The organism is Xanthobacter albus, from assembly GCF_043194895.2.
Taxonomy (GTDB): Bacteria; Pseudomonadota; Alphaproteobacteria; order Rhizobiales; family Xanthobacteraceae; genus Xanthobacter.
Genome location: NZ_CM195532.1, coordinates 3,164,177 through 3,180,484, shown reverse-complemented (window position 1 = coordinate 3,180,484; position 16,308 = coordinate 3,164,177). Strand labels below are relative to the sequence as shown.

At 65.1% G+C, this 16,308-nt stretch carries 15 protein-coding genes and 2 pseudogenes; 13 read left to right on the top strand and 4 right to left on the bottom strand.

The features are described 5' to 3' along the window. Positions 1-75: 75 nt before the first annotated feature. The gene (locus V5F75_RS14230; RefSeq protein WP_394038043.1) at positions 76-1,296 is read right to left on the bottom strand and encodes an ATP-binding protein; all 1,221 of its coding nucleotides are present in this window, start codon (positions 1,294-1,296) and stop codon (positions 76-78) included. Positions 1,297-1,596: 300 nt separating this feature from the next. Here V5F75_RS14230 and V5F75_RS14225 point away from each other — a divergent pair, with 300 nt between their 5' ends. After that, complete coding sequence (locus tag V5F75_RS14225; RefSeq protein WP_394038045.1) at positions 1,597-1,797, top strand: hypothetical protein; 201 nt, start codon at positions 1,597-1,599, stop codon at positions 1,795-1,797. 3 nt (positions 1,798-1,800) lie between these two features. Here V5F75_RS14225 and V5F75_RS14220 read toward each other — a convergent pair whose 3' ends face one another. Then, the gene (locus V5F75_RS14220; protein ID WP_394038047.1) at positions 1,801-2,781 is read right to left on the bottom strand and encodes a hypothetical protein; all 981 of its coding nucleotides are present in this window, start codon (positions 2,779-2,781) and stop codon (positions 1,801-1,803) included. An 87-nt stretch (positions 2,782-2,868) separates the two neighbouring features. On the opposite strand from V5F75_RS14220, the gene V5F75_RS14215 reads away from it, so the two are divergent. The 5 genes and pseudogenes from V5F75_RS14215 (at position 2,869) to V5F75_RS14195 (ending at position 8,374) form a co-directional block, all read left to right on the top strand. Further along, a complete protein-coding gene (locus V5F75_RS14215) occupies positions 2,869-3,711 on the top strand; it encodes a ParB/RepB/Spo0J family partition protein (RefSeq protein ID WP_394038049.1) in 843 nt (280 codons plus the stop codon). Positions 3,712-3,912: 201 nt separating this feature from the next. After that, positions 3,913-5,106, top strand: a complete 1,194-nt coding sequence (locus V5F75_RS14210; protein WP_394038051.1) for a DUF932 domain-containing protein — start codon at positions 3,913-3,915, stop codon at positions 5,104-5,106. 172 nt (positions 5,107-5,278) lie between these two features. Then, positions 5,279-7,369, top strand: coding sequence for a ParB/RepB/Spo0J family partition protein (locus tag V5F75_RS14205; protein WP_394038053.1), 2,091 nt, complete (start codon positions 5,279-5,281; stop codon positions 7,367-7,369). 223 nt (positions 7,370-7,592) lie between these two features. Next, positions 7,593-7,760, top strand: a pseudogene (locus V5F75_RS14200) (transposase); the annotation flags it as partial. Next, positions 7,733-8,374: an IS5 family transposase gene (locus V5F75_RS14195; protein ID WP_509212177.1), complete on the top strand. Its 642-nt coding sequence runs from the start codon at positions 7,733-7,735 to the stop codon at positions 8,372-8,374. The pseudogene V5F75_RS14200 and the gene V5F75_RS14195, both read left to right, overlap by 28 nt. On the opposite strand, the gene V5F75_RS14190 is transcribed toward V5F75_RS14195, so the two are convergent. Then, positions 8,352-8,696, bottom strand: a complete 345-nt coding sequence (locus V5F75_RS14190; RefSeq protein ID WP_509212081.1) for an SDR family NAD(P)-dependent oxidoreductase — start codon at positions 8,694-8,696, stop codon at positions 8,352-8,354. The genes V5F75_RS14195 and V5F75_RS14190 overlap by 23 nt on opposite strands. A 185-nt stretch (positions 8,697-8,881) precedes the next feature. After that, positions 8,882-9,442 (bottom strand): DUF2147 domain-containing protein, encoded by a 561-nt coding sequence (locus V5F75_RS14185; RefSeq protein WP_394038055.1) that lies wholly within the window; start codon positions 9,440-9,442, stop codon positions 8,882-8,884. A gap of 377 nt (positions 9,443-9,819) precedes the next feature. On the opposite strand from V5F75_RS14185, the gene trbB reads away from it, so the two are divergent. From trbB to trbL, 7 genes and pseudogenes are all read left to right on the top strand, one after another. Beyond that, positions 9,820-10,818 carry a P-type conjugative transfer ATPase TrbB gene (gene trbB / locus V5F75_RS14180; protein WP_029005357.1) on the top strand — a complete coding sequence of 333 codons (999 nt, stop codon included), beginning with the start codon at positions 9,820-9,822 and terminating at the stop codon, positions 10,816-10,818. A 26-nt stretch (positions 10,819-10,844) separates the two neighbouring features. After that, positions 10,845-11,156 (top strand): TrbC/VirB2 family type IV secretion system protein, encoded by a 312-nt coding sequence (locus V5F75_RS14175; protein ID WP_445329417.1) that lies wholly within the window; start codon positions 10,845-10,847, stop codon positions 11,154-11,156. Beyond that, positions 11,156-11,431 carry a VirB3 family type IV secretion system protein gene (locus V5F75_RS14170; protein WP_394038059.1) on the top strand — a complete coding sequence of 92 codons (276 nt, stop codon included), beginning with the start codon at positions 11,156-11,158 and terminating at the stop codon, positions 11,429-11,431. The genes V5F75_RS14175 and V5F75_RS14170 overlap by 1 nt, the downstream gene beginning before the upstream one ends. A 7-nt stretch (positions 11,432-11,438) precedes the next feature. After that, the gene (gene trbE, locus V5F75_RS14165) at positions 11,439-13,877 is read left to right on the top strand and encodes a conjugal transfer protein TrbE (protein ID WP_394038061.1); all 2,439 of its coding nucleotides are present in this window, start codon (positions 11,439-11,441) and stop codon (positions 13,875-13,877) included. Then, positions 13,874-14,608: a P-type conjugative transfer protein TrbJ gene (gene trbJ, locus V5F75_RS14160; protein ID WP_394038063.1), complete on the top strand. Its 735-nt coding sequence runs from the start codon at positions 13,874-13,876 to the stop codon at positions 14,606-14,608. The genes trbE and trbJ overlap by 4 nt, the downstream gene beginning before the upstream one ends. Before the next feature lie 9 nt (positions 14,609-14,617). Further along, complete coding sequence (trbK-alt, locus tag V5F75_RS14155; protein WP_394038065.1) at positions 14,618-14,947, top strand: putative entry exclusion protein TrbK-alt; 330 nt, start codon at positions 14,618-14,620, stop codon at positions 14,945-14,947. Continuing rightward, positions 14,944-16,307: pseudogene (trbL, locus tag V5F75_RS14150) on the top strand (P-type conjugative transfer protein TrbL). The gene trbK-alt and the pseudogene trbL overlap by 4 nt, the downstream one beginning before the upstream one ends. The last annotated feature ends 1 nt before the right edge of the window (position 16,308 follow it).

Sequence of the window (16,308 nt, the reverse complement as noted above, 5' to 3'; positions counted from 1 at the left end):
TCATCGAAGGCGATCCTCTCCGCATTGATGTTGCTGGAGATGATTCATTTCCATTTCTCCCCATGCCCATTGGCGTCATCCCCATAGTGATGACAGCGGCGCGGCCGCTAGTTTGTCGCCGAAGGGCACAAGATCAGTGCTGTCATAGAGCACGACGCCGAAGGCAAATCGGTCCTTGCATGCCTCGGCTAACGTGCGCAGGCCGGCGAAGTCGCTGGATTTCACCGTGGCCGCCGCTTTCACTTCGATGCCGACGATCATGCCGTCATCGCGCTCCAGGACGATATCCACCTCGTGCATCTGCTGATCGCGGAAATGATACGGCGTCAGCCGCAACTCCGAACCCGTCATGAGCTTCATGACCTCGGAGAACACGAAGCTCTCCAGCAGTGCGCCGAAGTCGCCGCGGTTTGCCTTCAGCCGGTCGAAGCTCAATCCGCGCGTGGTTGCGAGCAGACCGGAATCGAGGAAATGCAGCTTGGGCGTCTTGGCAATCCGCTTCAGCGCGTTCGTGTACCAGGGCTGCAACGTCGCGACGAGGAACACCTGTTCGAGGAGCGTCACATAGCGCTGCCCGGTCTTGTGGCTGACATTGATGCTCCCACCGAACTGCGAGTAGTTTACCAACTGCCCCGAGTGCTCCGCCAAGAGGCGGACGAACTTCGGCAGCTCCGTCAGCTTCTCGATGTCAGCGATGTCCCTCAAGTCGCGAGTGAGGACCGAGGTCAAATAGGATCGCGCCCAATCTTGGCGCCGCCGTTCGCTGTCGCGGCTGATCGCCTCGGGAAAACCGCCGACGAGCACTAGCTTGACAAGATCGTCGCCGATAATCGCCGCCGGATCGCCCCGCAGCTTGCCGTCAAACAGGCGTTCCAGAAATTGCGGCGTTTTGCCCGTCACCTCGGCTTGGGCCAACGGCAGCATGTGGATGGTCTCGATCCGCCCGGCCAGGCTATCGGCGACGCGCGGCAATGTGAGGACGTTCGCGGAACCGGTCAGCAGAAAACGGCCCGGGCGATAGTCTTCGTCCACTGTCTTCTTGATCGCCAGTAGCAGGTCGGGCACGCGCTGGATCTCATCGATGATCGCCTGATCCAAACCGCGAATGAAGCCCACCGGGTCGGACCGTGCGGCGTCAAGCGTCGTTTGATCATCGAGGGTGATGTAAGTCCGCCCGGCGTCACCCATCTTGCGCACCAGGGTGGTCTTGCCGGCGCGGCGCGGGCCGACGATCAGCACCACCGGTGTGTCCGAAAGGGCTTCCTCTGTCCGGTGTTCCACAAGCCGCTGATACATGCCGATTCCATGACCCCGAAAATTGGAACTATGGGCCATGATAATTGGAAGTCAATGGTATGTTGATTGGGATCAAGGCAGCCGCCCAATCGAAGGAGCCTCGCCGGCGGGAGGGGCCTGCTGGCCGGACCCAGCGGCTAGCCTATAGCCAGGGCAATTCCGAAGGGTCCCTTGAAGGAGAGCGCGACCCGGCATTCTCATGATCGACAAGGTGCGCGGGAATTTCACTGCACTCGCGGACCCGCTAAACTGTCGTGAGCGTCCTTCTTCCGCTATGATATCCGGCGGAGGCGAAGCGATATGCCTACAATCACGCTGTCAGCCACGCCCAAGGGCAACGGCTATCAAGCGACGGTGACGTTCTCAGACGGCGTTTCGATGAGTTCGGCGGAAACCTATCCGACGATCGCCGAAGCGATGACCGCCGCTGCCCTGAAGCTGCTCGATATGCGCGAGCGCCTAGAAGCGCTCGACCATCTCCAGGCGTCACCGACGCCATGAAGGTTAGCGCGCAGACGCTTTCTTAGCTCTCTTCCTTCCCTGTTCAATTCGCGTGCTGACGGGCCCGCGCCGAACGATCGCACCTGCCGTAAATATCGTCCTTGTCACCGTTTGGCGCTGCTGGGGATTTCTCACCATGGCCAGCACCACAGGGAATAGGAGTCTGGCCCATCCAATAGCCAGCCGCGTGAACAATGCTCGGTTCGCCGCATGCTGTTCGGGCGACGCCGCCGCATCCGCGCGATCGAGCAGACCGATCACCACCCGCATTATCCGGCGCGCACGGGCCCAATCATGTGGCTGAGCGTGGGTGATAGCGTCCTGCTGGCGTTGCAGCGATGCGGTCTCGCTGATCCAGGTCACGACTTCTTCGACCGTCTCCGCTCGCACGGAAGGAGCCATCTCCACGCCGCTGAGCGGCGCCAGGAACTCGAGCTGAGAGAACATCTCGGTCGCCGTATCAGCAGCCCACTGTCGAGAATCCGCCCCCTCGGGGACCCCGTCACCGACTCCGTACAACAGCTCCAACAGCTCTCCGGTCAAAGCATAGAGCGCGATGCTTTCGTCATCCTCGCCCGAGCCGCCTCGAACCCGCGCATTCTGTCTGACAAACCGGCCGACGCCCTCCCAAAGCCCTGTTTCAAGCCCGTCGCGTGACCGACCGCGACCACGCCGGAAATGTCCTGCGACCTGACGCGCGAACGCTTGGCGGACGACCTTGATCGGCGCCGGGAAACCAACCAACCAAAGGCCAGCTGCCGCGCCCTCCAAGCTGACCCCTCGGCCCAAAAGATCATGCGCGATCTGCGCCTGTACCAACACCCGGCGATCGCGCCAAAAGCTGACCGTCCCGACGCCTTGGCCAAGGCCGGTACGAGCCGGGCGAGGCAGGAGGCCGATCGACCACCAGTTCCTCGCCGTCCGTGGTGTGAGGCGGCGGCCAGATCCGTCCATGGCGGTTATCAGTTCGGCGACCGTGAGCATGCATCATTTACAAGCGCCATCGAAATCAGAAGTCCAGCATTTTCGCCCTGATATCGAAGGGGACTACCAACCCAAGGAGGTCTTCAAATGCACGCCACGTCCATCCCCCTGGCCCAGCTCGTCGTCTCGAACCTGAATGTCCGCAAGGCGCTCGACGCTGGCCAAGAAGACTCGACCGTCGAAGAACTTGCGGCGAGCATCCGCGAGAAAGGCCTTTTGTCACCGCTGACTGTCCGCCCGCTCGCGGACGGACGGTTCGAAATCCTCGTCGGCCAAAGACGCTATCTCGCCTGCAAGCTCGTCCCGCTTGACCCTGTGCCATGTTTCGTCCGGCAAGGGTTGAGCGACGCCGATGCGATCAGCCTTTCGCTGATCGAGAACGTCCATCGCGCGGACATGCACCCGATCGACAAAGCAAAGGCCCTTCAGGCGCTCTATGCGAAACACGGCTCATATGAGGGTGTCGCCAAGGAGTCGGCGTGCTCGATCGCCACGATCCGTCGATACCTGAAGCTCCTGGAGCTCCCGCCTGTCTTGCAAGATCGCATTGGCACGGCCGAGGGCCCTTCAGGCATCAGCGCCCTTTCGCGCCTTGCTTCGACCTTTTCGGGCGACGAGGCGGTCTCGGCCTATAACGAGATTTCTGGCTTCACCCAGCGCGTTCAGGAAGAAATCCTCAAGCGCTGCAACGGAGACCTGGAACGCCTCGATGAGTTGGTCGAGGAGGCTCAGGAGGGCGTCTTCGATATTCGGCGTTGCGGAGCGACGGGTGGATGCCAACTGGTCCGCGACATCGTCCAGGGCCGGCTATCTGAGGCCGAATTCAGCAGCATGATTAAGGTAGCGACGTCTGAGACGATCGGGGCGGCAACGATACTGCGAGACGCGGCGACCAGCTTCTGGCGTGCGCTCGCCCGCGTAGATGCCTGATGCGGCCTCGACACCGACAAAGAGAGGGCTCGTGAAGGGGAATGCCTTCCCCCTGGCCGGCGCCACAGTCGCCGGCACACCCCCTTCTGCGGGGAGATCCCCCCGCAACGCCCCCTATAGAGTGAGAGGGCGGACGGCTTTGCCGTGACGGGTTTAGGATCGGAGGAGAGGCCTCCGGTGCCCGTCATGGAGATTCGTCCCATGAACATGCAGGTTCTCGACGCGCGCCGCGACACGAGCGGCGGCTATAAGGTGGATGTGAGCCGCGGCGAGCGGGTCGGACGCGTATCATCGGAATGGTTCTCGCGGCCTGACGACGAGCGCTATCTGTCGCTGTCCGATCTCGCGCGCACCGTCCGGGAGCGTTCGGAGCGCAGTCGGACGCGGGTGGTGGAGAGCGCCCTCATCCATTTCGAGGCGAACCGCTCCGATCCCGAGCGGCTGTCGCTGATCCTGCCAGGCGCGGACGCGCCCGTGGCCCCGACCCACTGGAGCTTCGGCCAACTCGCCAGCCTGATCGGCGCGCCGGCGGCCTATCTGCGGCAGCTTCCGGCCGCGCTCGCCGGCATCAACCTGCAATACGGCCTTACGTCGCATCGCGCTGAGCAGGTCAAGACCCTCGAACTCGACGGCGGCCGTGTCGAGCTGCGCGCCGTCACCGGGCCCGACTATGGCCGTATCCACGATTACGAACTGGTCGAGGCCGTGCAGCGCATCGCTGGCAACGGCACCGGCGACACCCGCTGGAAGGTTCCCGGCGTGCTCGACTGGTCGACCGGGATCTACAATCCCCGCGTCGACATCAGCAAGGACACGACGACGCTCTATGCCTCGGATCGTGACGTCTTCCTCTTCCTGGTCGACGATCTCAATCCGATCGAGGCCGGTCGGCTGCCGGACGGATCGCCCGATCTCTACTTCCGGGGCTTCTACTGTTGGAACTCCGAGGTAGGCGCCAAGACGCTCGGCATGGCCAGCTTCTATCTCCGGGCGGTCTGTCAAAATCGAAACCTCTGGGGGGTGGAGGATTTCGAAGAGATCACCATCCGCCACTCCAAATATGCCGCCAATCGGTTCGCGCACGAGGCAGCACCAGCGCTGCTGAACTTTGCCAACTCCTCGCCCATGCCCTTCGTCAACGGCATCAAGGCGGCCCGTGAGCGGATCGTGGCGCGCAACGACGAGGACCGGGCTAGCTTCTTGCGCCGGCGCGGCTTCTCCAAGGCGGAAACCGGAAAGATCATCGACGCGGTGTTGGCAGAGGAAGGCCGCCCGCCCGAGTCCGTCTTCGATTTCGTGCAGGGCATCACCGCCGTCGCCCGCGACAAGCCGCATCAGGACGCCCGCCTCGACCTGGAGGCCAAGGCGAAGAAGCTGCTCGACCGAGCTGCCTGATATCCGCAAAGCCGGAAACACGGCTTTACGTGTCTCCGGCTTTGCGCTTCCGTGTCTTGCCTATCGCCGGAACGTGGCGCTGCCCCTTCAGAGGAAGAGGGCGGCGCTTCGCTTCGTGACGGGTTTCAGTCCGAGAGAGAGGCTCTCGGCGCCCGTCGCGGAGTATATCCCGATGGCTACTGCTGTTCAGAAGATCACCCTGTCGTCCTCGTGCGACATCCCTTTCAACAAGCTCTTGCTCTCCCAGTCGAACGTCCGGCGCGTGAAGGCCGGCGTCTCGGTTGAGGAGTTGGCCGACGATATCGCCCGCCGAGGCCTCTTACAGGGCCTCAGCGTGCGCGCTGTCGTCGACCAGGCCGGCGTTGAGACCGGCATGTTCGAGATCCCGGCCGGTGGCCGGCGCTACCGGGCGCTGGAGCTGCTGGTGAAGCAGAAGCGTCTCGCCAAGACCGCGCCGGTACCGTGCATCGTTCGCGACAGCGGTATCGCCGAGGAGGACTCGCTCGCCGAGAACGTCCAGCGCGCGCCATTGCACCCTCTCGACCAGTTCCGCGCCTTCCTGGCGCTGCGCGAGAAGGGCCAGTCCGAAGAAGAGATCGCCGCCGCCTTCTTCGTCTCGGTCAACGTGGTGAAGCAGCGCCTGAAGCTGGCGTCGGTCTCGCCGGCGTTGCTCGACGTCTATGCCGAGGACGGCATGACGCTCGACCAGCTCATGGCCTTCACCGTCTCCGGCGACCATGAGCGCCAGGAGCAGGTCTTCGAGCGCCTCAAGGTCTCCTACGACAAGCAGCCCTACGTCATCCGCCGCATGCTGACCGAGGGCGCGGTCCGTGCGTCGGACAAGCGGGCGCAGTTCATCGGCCTCGACGCCTATGTGGCGGCGGGGGGCACCGTGCTGCGCGACCTGTTCCAGGGCGACGATGGTGGCTGGCTGCAGGATGTCCCGCTCGTCGACCAGATGGTGGCCAACAAGCTGAAGGCGGACGCCGAGGCGATCGCCGCCGAAGGCTGGAAGTGGATCGAGGTCGCGCCTGACTTCGCTTACGGACACGCCTTCGGCCTGCGCCAGCTTCGCGGCGAGGCCGTGCCGCTGTCGGCCGAGGAGGAAGCGAGCCGCGACGCGCTCCAGACCGAGTTCGACCGACTGTCCGAGGAATACCAGGACGCCGACGAGCTTCCGGATGAGGTGGATGAGCGACTGTCGGAGCTGGAGACGCTGATCGAGGGTTTCGACAACCGTCCCGTGGTGTTCGACGCCGCCGAGATCGCGCGTGCCGGCGCCTTCGTCAGCATCGGCGCCGACGGCCAGCTTCGCGTCGAGCGCGGCTATATCCAGCCGGAAGATGAGTTGTCGGCCGAACCCGCGGCCGAGCCGGACGAGGACGGCGACGATGAACGCGCTATGGCCGCCGGCTACGAGGGCGACGAGGCCCTCGTAATGGCCGAGCCAAACGCAGAGCCAGATGAGGACGAGGGTCTCTCGCCCATCTCCGATCGCCTCATGACCGAGCTGACCTCGCACCGGACGCTCGGCCTGCGTAACGCGCTCGGCGAGCGACCGGACGTCGCCTTCGTCGCGGCGCTGCACGTCCTGACGCTGAAGACCTTCTACCACTACGGCTCGGATAGTTGCCTCGAACTCGATCTGAAGAGCGTCAGCTTCGGGACGCAGGCGCCGGGGCTCAACGACAGCGCATCGGCCGAGGCGATCCGCGTGCGGCACGAGAGCTGGTCGAAGGCGCTCCCCAAGGAATCCGCCGATCTCTGGGACGCCCTGCAGGAATGGGACCGCGAGAGCCAGGCGGCCCTGTTCGCCCACATCGTCGGCCTCTCGGTCAACGCGGTGTACGAGCCCTGGAACCGGCGGCCCCGTGCGGCAGCCCATGCCGACCGGCTGGCCCAGGCGGTCGACCTCGACATGGCGACAGCCGGGTGGAAGCCGACCGTGGACAACTTCCTCGGCCGGGTGACGAAGGCTCGCATCCTTCAGGCGGTTTCCCAGGCGAAGGGGCAGCGCGCCGCCGATCGGATCGAACACCTCAAGAAGGGTGACATGGCGGCCGAGGCGGAGACGCTCCTGGCCGACACCGGCTGGCTGCCCGAGCCGCTCCGCACACCGGCCAGCGCCGTTGAGGCTGAAGCAGCGCCGGAATCTGCGGGCGAGGAAACCGCAGAGCAGTCCAGCGAAAAACTGCCGGAGGACGACGATGAGCCGGTCCCGCAGAATGACGACGCGGGCGAGCCGATGATTGCCGCCGAATAGCTGCCGACTGCAACGAGGCCCGTCGCCCGGACCACTCCACGAAGCAGGCTTCGGGGACCTGGGCGGCGGGCCTTTTCTTTTCGAGGACCGTCATGAGCAACACAGCACATGATCTCGCGCAGCGACTAGGCGGTGTGGACGGATTTGGCGGGGTCGAAGCGGGGGGATTCCCTTCCGGCTGTTTCGGTGATTCATAGAGGGTCGGCTTTTGGCGAGGTCGACCATGCTGACGCGGATGACGGACGAGGATTGGGCGGTGGCGCTGGATGTGTTCCACGCCTGCCGCTCGCGGCGGGGCGACAAGGGGCGAGACGACCGCAAGTTCCTCGAAGCCATGCACTATTTCACCGTGCACAACATCTCCTGGCGGGCGCTGCCGGCGGAGTTCGGGTCCTGGAACAGCGTCTGGAAACGGTTCTGGCGGCTGCGCCAGGCCGGCGTGTTCGAGCTGTTCTTCGAAACGCTGGCTTCGCTCAGCCGCACCGCGCATCTGGTTCAGATGTTCGATTCCACCGTGGTGCGTGCCCACGTCTCCGCCGCCGGGGCAAAAGGGGGCAGCAAGGCCACGCCCTCGGGCGCTCACGCGGCGGCTTCTCCACTAAGATCCACCTCAAGAGTGACTTCGAGGGCCACCCGATCGCCTTCCACCTGACCGGCGGCGAGGCCGGCGACAGCCCGCTGTTCAAGCTGCTGCTGGATCTTGGTCCCGATGTGAAGCCCCGCGCGGCGCTCGCCGACAAGGGCTATGACGCCAAGGCCAACCGGGCGCTGGCCCGAGCGCGCGGCATCGCGCCCGCCATCCCGTTCAAATCCAACGCGAAGGATCGTCCCGCCTTCTTCCCGAAGGCGCTCTACAAGGGCCGGGCCCGCATCGAGCAGTGCTTCGGAAAGCTCAAGCGTTTCAAGCGCGTCGCCCTGCGCTGCGAGAAGACAGAGCGCGGCTTCGCCGCAATCGTCGCGCTCGCCTTCTCATTCATCCTCATCAAATCCGTCCACACCGCCTAGACCGCATCGACGGTAGTAGAAGTTGCGTCAGCCGCGCTGCGCCAAACAGATTCACCTCGAACTGATAGCGCGCCTCGTCAAGGGTGATGTCCTCGACGGGGCCATAGAGGCCGAAGCCCGCATTGTTCACCAGCACGTCCACGCCGCCGACCTCGGCGAGGATCGTATCGACGGCGGCCTTGATTTCGTCTTCGTTCGACACGTCGAGGCGCAGCGGCCGCGCACCGAGCGCGGCGAGATCGTTCATCTTCTCGACGCTGCGGGCCGCCGCATAGACCTGGAACCCGTCCTTGATAAGTCGTTTGGCGATATCCTTGCCCATCCCAGAGGAGGCTCCGGTAACCAATGCCGTTTTCTTTGATTTAGCGAACATCATGACCTCTCATTGCACCTGAATAGCAATAGACCTTTAGCGAGCTCAGGCACTAGCAAGAGACGCCAATAGATTTGCATATTGCGCCACATATAGCTACCGCACCGGTCCCGCATTACCGTCTTGGGTCCGGATTACCCATCGATGCGATGAAATTCCCTGGTCTGACCGAGGAGTGAGATGCCGAGATAGCCTCTGAGCAGCATTTTCCCGTCTTTGACCTCGACCTTGCATCTATAGGTTTTCCCGGACGAGCCGTCGTAGAGGGAGCCGCCGCTCCATTCGCCATCGTCCCAATGGAGTCCCCAGATGAAGACGATGTTCTTCAAGGACCGCGAACGCAGCGTGGGATCCGGATTCTTGGCATCCTGCTTGAACGTCGTATGGTCCGCTTCCACGACCTCGTTGCCATAGAGCAGATGGGCCTGGAATTCCGATCCAGACTTGTACAAGTCGAGCTTAACGGTACCGTCGTCCGCTTCCCATTTGCCGACAATCACGTCCTGAGGCGATTGGGACGCTGCCGTGCCCTGGGGCGTTTGCGCGAAGACTGCAGGAGCCATCGATACGCCCAATATAACGAGCGAGCCGAGCAGCGCCGTGCGGCGAGATGCCTTAGAAACTTGCATGATATTGACTCTCCTGCTGACTTCGGATGCCGCCGTTTTGTGCCCGAAGGTCCGGACATCGCTCACGCGACGGCGCTCATTGTCAGGATCAAGAATGGTGGCCGGGCCTCATTGAGGCATTAGCGCTTTCCGCCAAAGCACCTGCAAAACCCGCCAATCGGCTGGTCATCCGGAAAGGGGCGAGTCAGATGGGGGTGATGGCCAAGTGTCGCCGGTACTGGAGATTGCGCTTTTGGTCCCGCTCGTCGCGGCGCCATCGTCGGATATTTCCCGGAGAATCGTGAGGCAAAATTGGCGCATTGTATTGAGCAAGTATTTTTTCTCTGACCTACGCTGCTCCCCTACGCTGCCTGAATACTTGTTGAATCGTACCATTTATTGCATTTTCTAATCATCCCCGTCGCCAATCGCGTGTCGCGATTGGCCTTTCGACGGGGACGATCGTGGCGGTTGCTCCACTCCATTCCGAGGCCTTCTCACGCGGCGCGCGCATGTTGCGCACCGCGCTTGGCCCGGCAATCGCCGCCTTCCTCGAAGACCCCTCGATCGTCGAGGTGATGCTCAACCCCGACGGCCGGCTCTGGATCGACCGGCTGTCGGGTGGGCTCGAAGACACCGGCCGGACCCTGTCCGCCGCCGATGGCGAGCGGATCGTGCGCCTAGTCGCGCACCATGTCGGCGCCGAGGTCCATGCCGAGCGCCCGCGAGTCTCGGCCGAGCTGCCCGAGACGGGGGAGCGGTTCGAGGGGCTGCTGCCTCCGGTCGTCACAGCGCCGGCCTTCGCCATCCGCAAACCCGCCGTCGCCGTCTTCACCCTCGACGACTACGTCGCCGCCGGGACCATGACCGCCGGCCAGGCCGCGGCGCTGCGTGCTGCCGTGGCATCGCGCAAGAACATCCTGGTCGCTGGCGGCACCGGCACCGGCAAGACGACGCTCACCAACGCTCTGCTGGCCGAGATCGCCGGCACGAGCGACCGCGTGGTGCTGATCGAGGACACGCGTGAGCTGCAATGCCGCGCCCCCAATCTGGTCGCGATGCGGACGAAGGACGGCGTCGCTTCGCTCTCCGACCTGGTCCGCTCTTCGCTCCGGCTGCGGCCCGATCGCATCCCGATCGGCGAAGTCCGCGGCGCCGAAGCGCTCGATCTCTTGAAGGCGTGGGGGACCGGCCATCCCGGCGGGATCGGCACCATTCACGCCGGCACGGCACTCGGCGCGATCCGCCGCCTCGAGCAACTCATCCAGGAAGCCGTCGTCACCGTCCCCAAGGCGCTGATCGCCGAGACCATCGATCTCGTCGCGGTGCTGCGCGGCCGTGGCACCGAACGCCGTCTCTCCGAACTCGCCCTCATCGCCGGGCTCGATCCCGCCACCGGCGATTACCGTGTCCAGTCCGCCGGGGCGGGCGGCGACCCCTTGCCCCTCGGAGACCCATCATGATCCGTGTTCTCGCTAGCGCCCGCCGGATGCACCGGCGCGCCCTCGACTTGGCCACCTTCGCTGCGCTCTCGCTGGCGTTCGCACCGGCAGCCTACGCCTCCGGCTCCTCGATGCCGTGGGAAACCCCGCTGAACTCGATCCTGGAGTCCGTGCAGGGTCCCGTCGCCAAGATCATCTCGGTCATCATCATCACCGTGACCGGCCTGACGCTCGCCTTCGGCGACACCTCCGGCGGCTTCCGGCGGCTGATCCAGATCGTGTTCGGCCTCTCGATCGCCTTCGCCGCGTCGAGCTTCTTCCTGTCGTTCTTCAGCTTCTCCGGCGGGGCGCTGATCTGATGGCTGCGATCGTCGATCCCGACGTGCCTGGCTTCTTCGCGCCGGTCCATCGCGCGCTCACCGACCCGATCCTGATGGGAGGAGCGCTGCGGACCGTCGCAATTGCCAACGGCACCTTGGCGGCGGCGATCGCCCTCGGCCTTCGCCTCTGGATTCCCGGCGCGCTGATCTGGGCGGTGGGCCACGCCGCCGCCGTCTGGGCGGCCAAGCGCGATCCGCAATTCGTCGACGTCGTGCGCCGGCACCTCCGCTACCCGCCGCATCTTGGCGTCTGAGGCTGCTATGCTGAACCTTACCGAATACCGCCATCGCCCCGCCGGCCTCGCCGACTTCCTGCCCTGGGCCGCTCTCGTTGAAGAGGGTGTCGTCCTCAACAAGGACGGCTCCTTCCAGCGCACGGCCCGTTTCCGTGGGCCGGACCTGGACAGCGCGACACCGGCCGAACTTGTCGGCGTCACGGCGCGGTTGAACAACGCGTTGCGTCGCCTCGGCTCGGGTTGGGCAATCTTCGTCGAGGCACAGCGGATCGCCGCGCAGACCTATCCACACTCGGCCTTTCCCGATGCCGCGTCCGCCCTGGTCGATCTCGAACGCCAGGATGCCTTCGAGGAAGCCGGCGCGCATTTCGAGAGCCGCTACTTCCTCACTTTCGTCTGGCTGCCACCGGCCGAAGACGCATCGCGTGTCGAGGCGTGGCTCTACGAGGGCCGCGCCCAGACCGGCGTCGATCCGTGGGAGCTGCTGCGCGGCTTCGTCGATCGCACGAACCGCGTCCTGCAATTGGTCGAGGGCTTCATGCCCGAGGTCGATTGGCTCGATGACGGGGACACGTTGACCTACCTCCATTCAACCATCTCGACGCGTGCGCAGCGCGTGCGCGTGCCCGAGACGCCGATGCACCTCGATGCGCTGCTCGCCGACGAACCGCTCGCCGGCGGCCTCGAGCCGCGGCTCGGTTCGCATCATTTGCGCACGCTGACCATTGTCGGATTTCCGACCGCGACCCACCCCGGAATTTTAGACGAGCTCAACCGGCTCGCTTTCCCGTACCGCTGGTCGACGCGTGCGATCCTGCTCGACAAGACCGAGGCGGTGAAGCTGCTGACCAAGATTCGGCGGCAGTGGTTCGCCAAACGCAAATCGATCGCCGCCATCGTCAAGGAGGTGATGACCAACGAGGCGTCGACGCTCGTCGATAGCGACGCCGCCAACAAGGCGGCCGACGCGGACCTGGCGCTGCAGGAACTCGGTACGGACGATGTGGGTCAGGCCTACATCACTGCGACCGTCACGGTCTGGGACGAGGATCCCGGCCTCGCTTCCGAGAAGCTCCGCCTCGTCGAGAAGGTGATCCAGGGCCGCGACTTCACCTGCATGCCGGAAGGGGTCAACGCGCTGGAGGCCTGGCTCGGATCCATCCCCGGCCACGCCTACGCGAACGTCCGTCAACCGCCGGTGTCAACGCTGAACCTCGCCCACATGATCCCGCTCTCGGCGGTCTGGGCGGGGCCGGCGCGCGATGATCATTTCCAGGCCCCACCGCTGCTGTTCGGCAAGACGGAAGGCTCGACGCCGTTTCGGCTGAGCCTACATGTCGGCGACGTCGGCCACACCCTGATCGTCGGCCCGACCGGCGCCGGCAAGTCGGTGCTGCTGTCGCTGATGGCGATGCAGTTCCGCCGCTATCGCAACAACCAGATTTTCGCCTTCGACTTCGGCGGTTCGATCCGGACGGCCGCGCTCGCCATGGGCGGGGATTGGCACGATCTCGGTGGGTCTCTCTCGGCAGGCTCCGAAAATTCGGTTTCGCTGCAGCCGCTGGCGAGGATCGACGACCAGGCCGAGCGTGCCTGGGCGGCGGAGTGGGTGACGGCGATCCTCGCCAAGGAAGGCGTCACCATCGATCCGACCGCGAAGGAGCACGTCTGGTCGGCGCTGACCTCGCTGGCGTCCTCGCCCGTGAGCGAACGCTCCATCACCGGCCTCGCCGTTCTGCTGCAATCGACGGCACTGAAGCAGGCGCTCCAGCCCTATTGCGTTGGAGGCCCCTCCGGTCGGTTGCTCGACGCCGAGAGCGAGCAGCTCGGCACAGCCACTGTGCAGGCGTTTGAGACCGAGGGGTTGATCGGCGCCGGTGCGGCGCCCGCCGTGCTGACCTATCTGTTCCATCGCATCGAGGGCCGTCTCGACGGCCGGCCGACCTTGCTCATCATCGACGAGGGCTGGCTGGTCCTCGATGACCCCGCATTCGCGCAGCAACTGCGCGAATGGCTGAAGACCCTGCGCAAGAAGAACGCCTCCGTCATCTTCGCCACGCAGTCGCTCTCCGACATCGACGGCAGCAACATCGCGCCCGCCATCGTCGAGAGCTGCCCGACCCGCATCTTCCTGCCGAATGAACGCGCGATCGAGCCGCAGATCACCGCGATCTATCGGCGCTTCGGCCTCAACGATCGCCAGATCGAGATCCTCGCGCGGGCGACGCCCAAGCGCGACTACTACTGCCAGTCGCGACGCGGCAATCGCCTGTTCGAGCTGGGGCTCGGACCTGTCGCACTGGCCTTCTGCGCGGCCTCGTCGAAGGCCGACCACGCCGCGATCGAGCGCGTCACCGCCGAGAATGGCCGCGAGGCCTTCACGCCCACCTGGCTCGCCGACCGCGAGCTTCTGTGGGCGGCCGATCTCATTCCCGACCTGACCAACCTGGAGACGTCATCATGATCAAGCTGCGCCATCTGGCGGCGAGCGCCGTCGTTCTCTCCCTGGCCGTCGCCGTACCGCCGGCCTCGGCGCAATGGATCGTCTACGACCCCACCAACTTCAGCCAGAACGTCCTGACGGCAGCGCGCGAGCTACAGCAGATCACTAACCAGATCACGATGATCAACAATCAGGCGACGAGCCTGATCAATCAGGCCCGCAATCTGGCCAACCTGCCGATGTCGACGCTGACCCAGCTTCAGTCGTCGATCGCCCAGACCCAGTCGCTGCTCAGCCAGGCGCAGAACATTTCGTTCAATGTGCAGCGCATTCAGACCGCCTATTCGACCAGCTATGGCACGGCAGCGGGCACGGGCTCGACCACGACAATGGTCGCCAATGCCCAACAGCGCTGGCAGAATTCGGTCGGCGCCTTCGAGGATAGCCTCAAGGTTCAGGCCGGCGTTGTCGGCAATATCCCGACCAATTCCAGCGCCATGACCTCGCTGGTGACGGCCAGCCAGAGCGCGACCGGCGCCTTGCAGGCCGCGCAGGCTGGCAACCAGCTCCTGGCGCTGCAATCGCAGCAGCTCTCCGACGTGGTCGCGGTGCTGTCGGCGAAGAGCCGCGCCGACGCCCTGGAGCAGGCGCGCGTGGCCTCGGCCGAGGCGCAGGGCCAGCAGAACTACAAGACCTTCTCGACGCGCAGCGGCTACCAGCCCGGCAACGTCACCATGTTCAGCGGCAACTGAGGTGGCGTGATGCTGGGACGGTCGGAGATCTTCCGCGCAGCCGCGATCGTCGCCTTGATCGCGTGCTTCATTGCGGCGCTTGTCGCGATCAATCGGCGTCCCTCGGCGCCCGCTGCCGACGAGACCTCTCCGACCACCACCGCCCCGGCATCCGATGATCTCTCGGCCGAGCTGCGTCGTTGCGGCGCGCTTGGCCCACAGGACGCCGAAGACCCGCATTGCGTGGCGGTCTGGGAGGAGAACCGCCGGCGCTTCTTCGGCAGGTCGGCGCGGCCGTTGCCGCCATCGCCCCCGGGCGCCGCCGCGCCGGCCACCCCCTCTACGGGAGACGCGCGATGAACAATGTCGGCGTCATCGACACCTTCCTCAACACCTTCACCACCTACATCGACTCTGGCTTCGGCCTGATCAAGGGCGAGGTCGGATACCTCTCCTCGACGCTGATCGTCATCGACATCACACTGGCGGGGCTGTTCTGGGCGTGGGGCGTGGACGAGGACATCCTGCAGCGCCTGGTGAAGAAGACGCTCTACATCGGCTTCTTCGCCTTCATCATCACCAACTTCAACAACCTCTCGGCGATCGTCTTCAACAGCTTTGCCGGCCTCGGTTTGAAGGCCGGTGGCTCGTCGATTTCGACGGCCGACTTCCTGCGGCCGGGCAAGCTCGCCCAGGTCGGCCTGGACGCCGGTCAGCCGCTGCTCGATGCGGCGAGTCAGATGATGGGCTTCACCAGCTTCTTCGCGAACTTCGTCCAGATCGCGGTGCTGATGGTCTCCTGGCTGCTGGTCCTGATCGCCTTCTTCATCCTGCGGTGCAGCTCTTCGTCACGCTGATCGAGTTCAAGCTGACGACGCTCGCCGGCTTCATCCTCATTCCCTTCGCGCTCTTCAACAAGACGGCGTTCCTCGCGGAGAAGGTGCTGGGAAACATCGTCGCTTCCGGCGTGAAGGTGATGGTGCTGGCCGTCATCGTCGGCATCGGCACGGGCCTCTTCTCGCAGTTCACCCAGACCTACGCCGGCGGTCAGCCGACGATCGAGCAGGCGCTCTCCGTCGTGCTCGCCGCGCTCGCTATGCTCGGCCTGGGCATCTTTGGCCCGAGCATCGCCACGGGTCTTGTCCCCGGCGCTCCTCAACTCGGCGCGGGCGCTGCCGTTGGCGCCGGCCTGGCGGTCGCCGGCACGGCCATGGCCGGCGCCGGCGCGCTGGGCTTGGCCGGGAGGGGAGCGATGGCGGCAGCCTCCGGCACGGCCGCCGCCGCCCGTGGCGGCGCGGCAATGGCAGGCGGTGCATCCTCGGCCTACAGCCTCGCCTCAGCCGGCAGGTCTGGAGCAGGCGGCGTGGCGGCGGGACTCGGCGGCGTCGGCCGTGCGGCCGCCTCCGCCGCCGCAGCGCCCATCCGCCGTGCGGCCGCGAGCGCCGCCGGCTCCATGCGCGAGAGCTTCTCCGCCGGCGCGCGGTCCAGCTTCGCCGCGACCGGCGGATCGTCGACGGCGGGAACGGTGGGCGGCGCGGAGCCCACTGGCGGTGGCAGCACGGCCGATGCCGGCTCGGGTGCGTCCGGTCAGCCTGCCTGGGCCCGCCGCATGAAGCAGAACCAGTCGATGGTCCATGGCGCGCAAACCGCCGCTCAGGTCCTCAAATCCGGCGATAGCCATGGCGGCGGCCATTCCGTCGATCTCTCGGGAGGAGAATAAA